The sequence below is a fragment of the Marinobacterium sedimentorum genome, assembly GCF_024267675.1.
Taxonomy (GTDB): Bacteria; Pseudomonadota; Gammaproteobacteria; order Pseudomonadales; family Balneatricaceae; genus Marinobacterium_A; species Marinobacterium_A sedimentorum.
In genome coordinates this window covers 1-222 of sequence record NZ_JALDYX010000180.1, presented here as the reverse complement: position 1 = coordinate 222, position 222 = coordinate 1, and the positions used below count along the sequence as shown (strand labels likewise).

At 43.2% G+C, this 222-nt stretch carries 1 protein-coding gene; it reads right to left on the bottom strand.

The window, feature by feature from the left end; translation table 11 throughout:
- Positions 1-222 (bottom strand): hypothetical protein (locus MRS74_RS23765; protein ID WP_254582748.1); only part of this gene is annotated, 222 nt, incomplete at both ends.

The following is a 222-nucleotide window of genomic DNA, read 5'->3' as shown; positions in this document are numbered from 1 at the left end:
ACCATAAACATTTAGGAATGGAAATACCCATGCGTCGAGTCTAAGTTGAACACTCTTATCAGACCCTTTAATCGATACATCATCTGCTGGTACGACATAGTGATTAGGCTTGTTACGACCGCCAAGTAGCCCGCCTGTTGCGTCGATTTTGAAATCATCCGTCGCCACATACTCAACATCTTGAGAGTTCATATAGATGCCAAAACCAACAGGAATCGGTAA